At 66.7% G+C, this 6577-nt stretch carries 5 protein-coding genes; all 5 read right to left on the bottom strand.

All coding sequences use genetic code 11. The features are described 5' to 3' along the window. Positions 1-379: 379 nt before the first annotated feature. Complete coding sequence (locus FJ957_RS14785) at positions 380-646, bottom strand: hypothetical protein (protein WP_140832465.1); 267 nt, start codon at positions 644-646, stop codon at positions 380-382. A gap of 74 nt (positions 647-720) precedes the next feature. Further along, positions 721-2319: an indolepyruvate oxidoreductase subunit beta family protein gene (locus FJ957_RS14780; RefSeq protein WP_140832463.1), complete on the bottom strand. Its 1599-nt coding sequence runs from the start codon at positions 2317-2319 to the stop codon at positions 721-723. After that, positions 2312-4465 carry an indolepyruvate ferredoxin oxidoreductase subunit alpha gene (locus tag FJ957_RS14775; protein ID WP_140832461.1) on the bottom strand — a complete coding sequence of 718 codons (2154 nt, stop codon included), beginning with the start codon at positions 4463-4465 and terminating at the stop codon, positions 2312-2314. Before FJ957_RS14775 ends, FJ957_RS14780 begins: the two co-directional genes overlap by 8 nt. Positions 4466-4516: 51 nt before the next feature. Continuing rightward, positions 4517-4999 (bottom strand): MarR family transcriptional regulator, encoded by a 483-nt coding sequence (locus FJ957_RS14770; protein ID WP_140832459.1) that lies wholly within the window; start codon positions 4997-4999, stop codon positions 4517-4519. Beyond that, positions 4999-6570 carry an NAD(P)/FAD-dependent oxidoreductase gene (locus FJ957_RS14765; protein ID WP_140832457.1) on the bottom strand — a complete coding sequence of 524 codons (1572 nt, stop codon included), beginning with the start codon at positions 6568-6570 and terminating at the stop codon, positions 4999-5001. The genes FJ957_RS14770 and FJ957_RS14765 overlap by 1 nt, the downstream gene beginning before the upstream one ends. Positions 6571-6577: the final 7 nt, after the last annotated feature.

Genomic DNA, 6577 nt, shown 5'->3' with positions numbered 1-6577 from the left:
AAGGCCTTCTACAGCGCACTTGCTGCCCGCTCCGGCTCCAAGAAGCTCGCCATCATCGCCGTCGCAAGGAAGCTCCTGGTCGTCCTCAACGCCATCATGCGCGATAAAACCGCATTCGCGTGAACACAGTTGCCATTCCGCGACGTTGAGGCGTCGCCGCGGTGCCGAATTCTGCTCCGCTGCATCCCTCGGCCAAGGGCACGGAATGGATCCTCGGGTCTCCGCGTCAGCTTCGCTCCCGCTCCGCCCGTGGATGACGAAGCTGAGGGGCTTCGGTCAATCACGATCGCTGGCGGAAGGCCCACCGAATTAACTGCAGGGGAACCTCAGCAAAAACGCCCGCGCAGTCTCCAGCGCGGGCGCCGATCCTCTCGACGGATCACCAGCTCCAATAGCCGGGGTGCCAGCGGTGGTTCGCCCAGAAACCGGAATGCCAATGGCGCACCGGCCGGATGAACCGGCGGCCGTTGGGCACGCAATTGCCCCAACGGTTCACGTGCCAGCCGGGACTGCAGCGCCAGCCTACGGTCTCGATCGGCAACGACGCAGCGCTTGGTTTGACCATCGGCATGGCCTGCGAGCCGGCTCCGGACAGCAGCAAGGTGCCGGCCGCCAGCGCAACGGGCAGAAAATACTTAGCCAACATGAGTTTGTCTCCGAGATTGATCCCTACCTCCGTGAAACGGAGGACGTGGCCGAAACCCGTCGCAGGCAGGCGGATCACATCTTCGTTATCGGGGCAGAGGTCTCGTCGAGCGTCGCCACGGTCTTCAGCGCGCCGTCCAGCATGTCGCCCTTCTCGTCCTTCAGCGCCGCCTCGCGCAGGCGGCGGATCCAGTCGGCGGCATCGTTGCGGCCTTTCAGCATGGGAAGCGCCGAGAGCACGCGGTCGAATTTCGACTGGGCACGCGCATGGGTGTCGCTGTAGCCCTTGATCAGCCGGCGGCAGTTGAGGATTTCGGTGGCCAAAGCGTAGTCCTGGGGCACATAGCCGAGCGCCAGGCGGTACCAGCGCTCCAGATGCTCGACCTCGACCCTGTGGCGCAGCAGGCCGCGGCGCCAGCGGCGCAGGCCGCCGATGAACCAGAGCATGGCGAAGCCGGTAAAACTGTCGGTGCGGATGTGGCGGCCGCGGTTGATGCGGCGGTCGAGGAAATCGGCGAGCTTCGGCCGGTTTTCGATGTAGCTGCCCAGCCCCGCCGGCAGCGTGCCGCAGAACTCCTCGATGCGCGGATGGAAATATTCGGTGACCTGCAGGACCGAACCTTCCTTGACGCCGACTTCCTTGCGCACGCGCCGGTCGCGGGTCGAGCGCGTCTTCAGATCGGCGACGCGGATCATGTCGTCGTAGCACATGGCGTTGGCGAGGTGTTTCGCCGCGGCGATCGACAGAGCATAATCGCGCTCCGCATCGTCTAGCGCGACGGCCTTGTCCAACCGGTCGAGATATTCGCCGCCATAGGCGATGTCCTGATAGTCGACGACCTTCTTCAGCCCGCGTTCGGCCATGTCGCGCACCGGCACCGGCAGTGCCGCGACGCGGCCGGCAAGGGCCTGCCAGCCCTTCAGCAAGGTTTCGGGCCCACTGACGCTCGCCGTTGGCCTGGGTTGAGCAATGGCAGGTCTCGCCTCTGCCTCGTCGCCCGCCGGAGCAGCAGCGATGCCTCGCGCGCGGTCGCAAGCGGCGGCGAAGGCGGCGAGGCTTGGCCCGACGCCACGGCCGCCGGCGCCGATCGCCTGTTCGTAGCTTTCCCGGGTGAAGGGCAACGCATCGGAACCGGCCAGCGCGCCGAGCAGGCTGGCCGAGATCATGGTGCCGTTGTCGGCGGCGATCTTTTCCATGTCGAAGGCGATGAAGCGCTTGGCTGCCGCCTGCGCCGTCGCATGGACCTTCTCCGACGAAGCGCGGCCATCGCCCGGCTCGATCTTTTCCGAGACGGCGGCGATGCGGTGCGAGGAGGTGATCAGCGTCGTGCGCTCGGGCGTGACGAAGCCGCGGATGATGGCGCGGCCAGCCTCCATCAACTCGGCGGCGATGAGGATATCGACGTCACCCTGCGAGGGCGACAGGGCAAAGACCGGCAGCCGGCCGGTGTCGCGGGCCATCTCGATGTAATAGATCGTCGCGCCGGTGCGCTGGGCGACGCCGGCGACGGAGGTCGATTGCGCGACATAGCCGTTGCGCTCGGCGACGTCGGTGATCCAGTCGGCAAGCACGCCGCCGCCCTGGCCGCCGACCGCGAGCACGGCGAGTTTTATCACCCGCTCGTCGTCAGAAGCGCCCGTCTTCGGGCGCAGCGCTGCGTTGTGGTCAAGCATCGGCGAACGTCAAACGGCGGCTCTCGCGGCGCCGCTGCAACAGGCCGATCACGGCGCGGCGCGCGCTTTCCAGGAAACGGTCCCAGCGGCCCGGATTGTGAACGACGTCGGCGCGATAGAAGGAGGGGCAAAGCACGGCCGCATCCGCCACCTCACCGCAATTGCCGCAGCCGACACAGTTCTGGTCGATCGAGGCGACCGGATCGTCGCGCAGCGGATCGTCGAGCGACTTCACCGACAGCGACGGGCAGCCGGAGAGCCGCATGCAGGCATGGTCGCCGGTGCAGATGTCCTCGTCGACGCCGAATTTCGGCTTCACCACGCGCTCGCCGCCCTTGATCGCCTTGTCGACCAGCGGCTTCTCGCGGCGCTGACGGTTGAGCATGCATTCCGACGAGGCGACGATGACTTTCGGCCCCTTCTCCTCGGTGGTCAGCGCCTCGCGCAGCGCGGCTTGCATCTTGCCGACATCATAGGTGCGGTCGATGTGGCGCAGCCATTTGACGCCCATGCCCTTCACCGCTTCGTCGATCGGATGCTTGGTCGACTTGGTGCGGTTCGAGGCGCGCGAGGACAGGATGTCCTGGCCACCGGTGGCGGCCGAGTAAAAGTTGTCGACGATGACGATGACGCCGTCGTTCTTGTTGAAGACGGCATTGCCGATCGAGGAGGTCAGGCCGTTGTGCCAGAAGCCGCCGTCGCCGACGAAGGAGATCGAGCGGCGTTTTGCGTCCGGCGAATTGAAGGCCGAAGCAGAAGCCGGCCCAAGTCCATAGCCCATGGTGGTGGCGCCGAGCTCGAAAGGCGGCATGATGGAGAACAGATGGCAGCCGATGTCGGAGGCGATGTGGTGCTTGCCGAGTTCCTGCTCGACCAGCTTCGTCGCGGCGAAGATCGGACGCTCCGGGCAGCCTATGCAGAAGCCCGGCGGGCGACCCGGCACGACGTTGATCAAATCGGCCGTATCGACGCCCTCGCCCAGCTTGTTCGGCGCGCGCACCTCGCCCGGCAGCAGATGCGGGGCGTGCGCCCGCAGGAAGGAGCCGATGCCGTCGAGCATGACCTGCCCGGTATATTCGCCGGCCATCGGCAGATGCTCCTTGCCGACCAGCTTGGTGCCGCGGCCGGCCTTGTGCAGCATCGCGGCAAAGGCCTGCTCGATGTAATTGGGCTGGCCTTCCTCGACGACCAGCACTGCCTGCTTGCCTTCGCAGAAGGACAGGAACTCGTCGTCGACCAGCGGGTAGACGGCGTTCAGCACATAGAGCGGCACGTCGGTGTCGCCATAGGTGTCGGCGAGGCCCAGCCGCTGCAGCGCGCGGATGACGGAATTGTACATGCCGCCCTGCATGACGATGCCGACCGAGCCATGGTCCGGCCCGAACATCTCGTTGATCTTGCGGCTCTTGATGAAATCGACCGCCGCCGGCCAACGCTTGGCGACCTTCTCCTTCTCATGCAGGAAGGAGGCGGGCGGCAGCACGATACGGCCGGTGTCGCGGCGCGGCGCGGCAAGCGCATCGGCGACCGACATTGGCGGACGCTTGTTGTCCTTGGCGGTGAAGTGGCCGTGGACGTGGCAGCAGCGGATGCGCACCTGCAGCATAACCGGCGTGTTGGAGATTTCCGACAGCTCGAAGCCGTCCTCGACCGCCTTGACGATCGAGGGCAGGTTCGGACGCGGGTCGAGCAGCCAGACCTGGCTCTTCATGGCGAAAGCGTGGCTGCGCTCCTGCATGATCGAGGAGCCTTCGCCATAGTCCTCGCCGACGATGATCAGCGCGCCGCCGGTGACGCCGCCGGACGCCAGGTTGGCGAGCGCATCCGAAGCGACATTGGTGCCGACTGTCGACTTGAAGGTTGCGGCGCCGCGGATCGGGTAATGCACGGAAGCGGCGAGCATCGCGGTGGCGGTCGCTTCCGAAGCGCTCGCCTCGAAATGCACGCCGAGCTCGCCCAGGATATCCTGCGCGTCGGCCAGCACGTCCATCAGATGACTGATCGGTGCGCCCTGGTAGCCGCCGACATAGCCGACGCCGCATTGCAGCAGCGCCTTGGTGATGGCGAGGATGCCCTCGCCCGCGAATTCCTCGCCGGCGCCAAGCCTGAGCTTTTCGACTTCCTTGGCAAAAGACCGTTCGGCCATCTCTGCCTCCTTCCGTTGCCGCTCGCCCATCGCCAGGGGCGGCGCGTATATCTAGATCTCGTGCTTGCGAATGTTGTTCAGCATTTTCTGCAGTGTCGCGATCAGCGCGGCATACTCGGCGTCGTCGACACCGTCGAACATCGCCTCGAAGGCGTCGTGCATGGCCGGCCAGGCACGCGTGAACAGCGTGCGTCCGTCATCGGTCAGGAACACATGGCGGAAGCGGCTGTCGGTGACGCCCTGCTCGCGCCGCACCAGGCCCTGGCCTTCCAGCGCGTCGAGCGTGCGGCTCAAGGTCGACTGCTCGATCACCGTGTAGACCGAGAGGTCGTTGACGGTGACGCCGTCGGTGACCGAGAGCACGGCGAGCGTCCGCACCTGTGGAATGGTCAGGCCCTGCTTGCGGAAGTCGTCGCGCAGCGTGGCGTTGTAGCGGCCCATGATGCGGTTCATCAGATAGGGCGCGAACTGCTGCAGGCCGATCTGGCCGAGGGTGGAGATGCGCTGGCGTTTTTCGGCGAGTTTCTGTTCCATCAGAGCCTCCCCGCCAAAAGGAAGCCGGAGCCGCCGCCGAGGCCGGCGCCCGGATGGGTCGAGGCGCCGATATGGTAGAGGCCCTTGATGCCGGTCTCGTGGTTGCGGCTGGCCTTGAACGGCCGCCACAGGAAGGACTGGTCGATGGTGGACGAGCCGCCATAGGGATCGCCGCCGACCAGGTTGACGTTCATCGCTTCGAGATCGGCCGGCGAATAGGCGCGGCGCGCGATCACGCTCGCGCGAAAACCGTCGATGTGGTTGGCGAGGATCGCCTCGACGCGGTCGGCATAGGCCTCGCGCAACGCCTCGCTCCAACGGCCGTCGGCCGGCGCCTCGAGCTTGCCGGCGGCATCGCCTTTGATGTGGCGCGGCGCCTCGGGCAGTTGCAGCCAAAGGATCGCCTTGCCCTCGGGGCAGCGCGATGGATCGAGCGCATGCGGCTGGCCGACACAGATGGTCGGTACCTCCGGCAGCAGGCCGCGCACTGCTTCGTTGCAGGCTTTCGACACGCCGTCGAGCCCCGGCGTCAGATGCAGCAGAGCCACCTTGTCGAGACCCTCGCCGCGCCACGCCGGCGGCTTGTCCAACGCGTAGTGGATCTGGAAGTTGCCCTTGCCGTAGCGATAAACGCGCGTCGCTTCGACGTCGCGCTTTGGGGCATCCCCTCCGAGCAGACGGCCATAGAGCTGAGTCGGCGTGACCGAGCAGATGACGCTCTTCGCGGCGCTCAGGGTTTCGCCGGAGGCGAGCCGGACGCCGCTGGCGCGGCCGCCTGTCCGGACGACCGAGGTGACGTCGGCGTTGACGCGGATTTCGCCGCCGCGTTCCCTGATCAGCGCCTCGAAGGCGGTGAGCAGGTTCTTTGCGCCGCCCTTGACGATCGGCGCGCCTGCGGCCTCCAGCGCGAAGGCGATGACCTTGGCGATCTGGCCGGAGAAGGCGTCTTCCGGGCCGAGCCCGGCATGCAGCACCCAGGGCGCCCAGAGCGCGCGGACGACATCGGATGTGTAAGTCGTTTCCAACCAACCGCGCGCGGGCACCAGCGCCCCGCCCATGAAAGCGGCAAGGTCGCGCGGGCCGCGCCGCCAGGCCTCGCCGGCGATGAGCTTGGTCGTCGGATAGGACCAGAGCGCGCCGCCGAGCAGGCCGAACAGCAGCCCGGCATTGCGTTCGATATCGCCGACATCGCCGCCATGACGATCGCCGTCGCCCGACGCGATCTTGTTTAGCGCCGCGATGTTTGCGGCACGATCGGTGGTGAGCACGGCATGGCCGCCGTCGGGCCGAAGCACGCCGGTGGGGGTCGCCGTGTGGCAGAATTCCAGCCCGTGCCGCGCCAGGTCCTTGCCGAGCGCGGCAAAGGCCGGCGAGGTGATGAACAGCACGAAGGTCGTGGCCATCACGTCATGGACGAAGCCGGGCGCGGTGATCTCCTCCGTGCGCATGCAGCCGCCGACGCGGTCGTTGCGCTCGAGCACGAGCACCTTGGCGCCCTTGGCGCCAAGCATCGCCGCGCAGACCAGGGCGTTGATGCCGCTGCCGACGATGATGTGATCGACGTCGCCCATCGTCGTT

Origin of the sequence: Mesorhizobium sp. B2-4-6 (genome assembly GCF_006442775.1) — a bacterium.
Taxonomy (GTDB): Bacteria; Pseudomonadota; Alphaproteobacteria; order Rhizobiales; family Rhizobiaceae; genus Mesorhizobium.
This window is presented reverse-complemented; position numbering and strand designations above follow the sequence as displayed.

Coding starts and splice junctions, on each gene's coding strand:
- FJ957_RS14785 (WP_140832465.1), bottom strand. CDS start 646: ATGTTGGCTAAGTATTTTCTGCCCGTTGCGCTGGCGGCCGGCACCTTG.
- FJ957_RS14780 (WP_140832463.1), bottom strand. CDS start 2,319: ATGCTTGACCACAACGCAGCGCTGCGCCCGAAGACGGGCGCTTCTGAC.
- FJ957_RS14775 (WP_140832461.1), bottom strand. CDS start 4,465: ATGGCCGAACGGTCTTTTGCCAAGGAAGTCGAAAAGCTCAGGCTTGGC.
- FJ957_RS14770 (WP_140832459.1), bottom strand. CDS start 4,999: ATGGAACAGAAACTCGCCGAAAAACGCCAGCGCATCTCCACCCTCGGC.
- FJ957_RS14765 (WP_140832457.1), bottom strand. CDS start 6,570: ATGGGCGACGTCGATCACATCATCGTCGGCAGCGGCATCAACGCCCTG.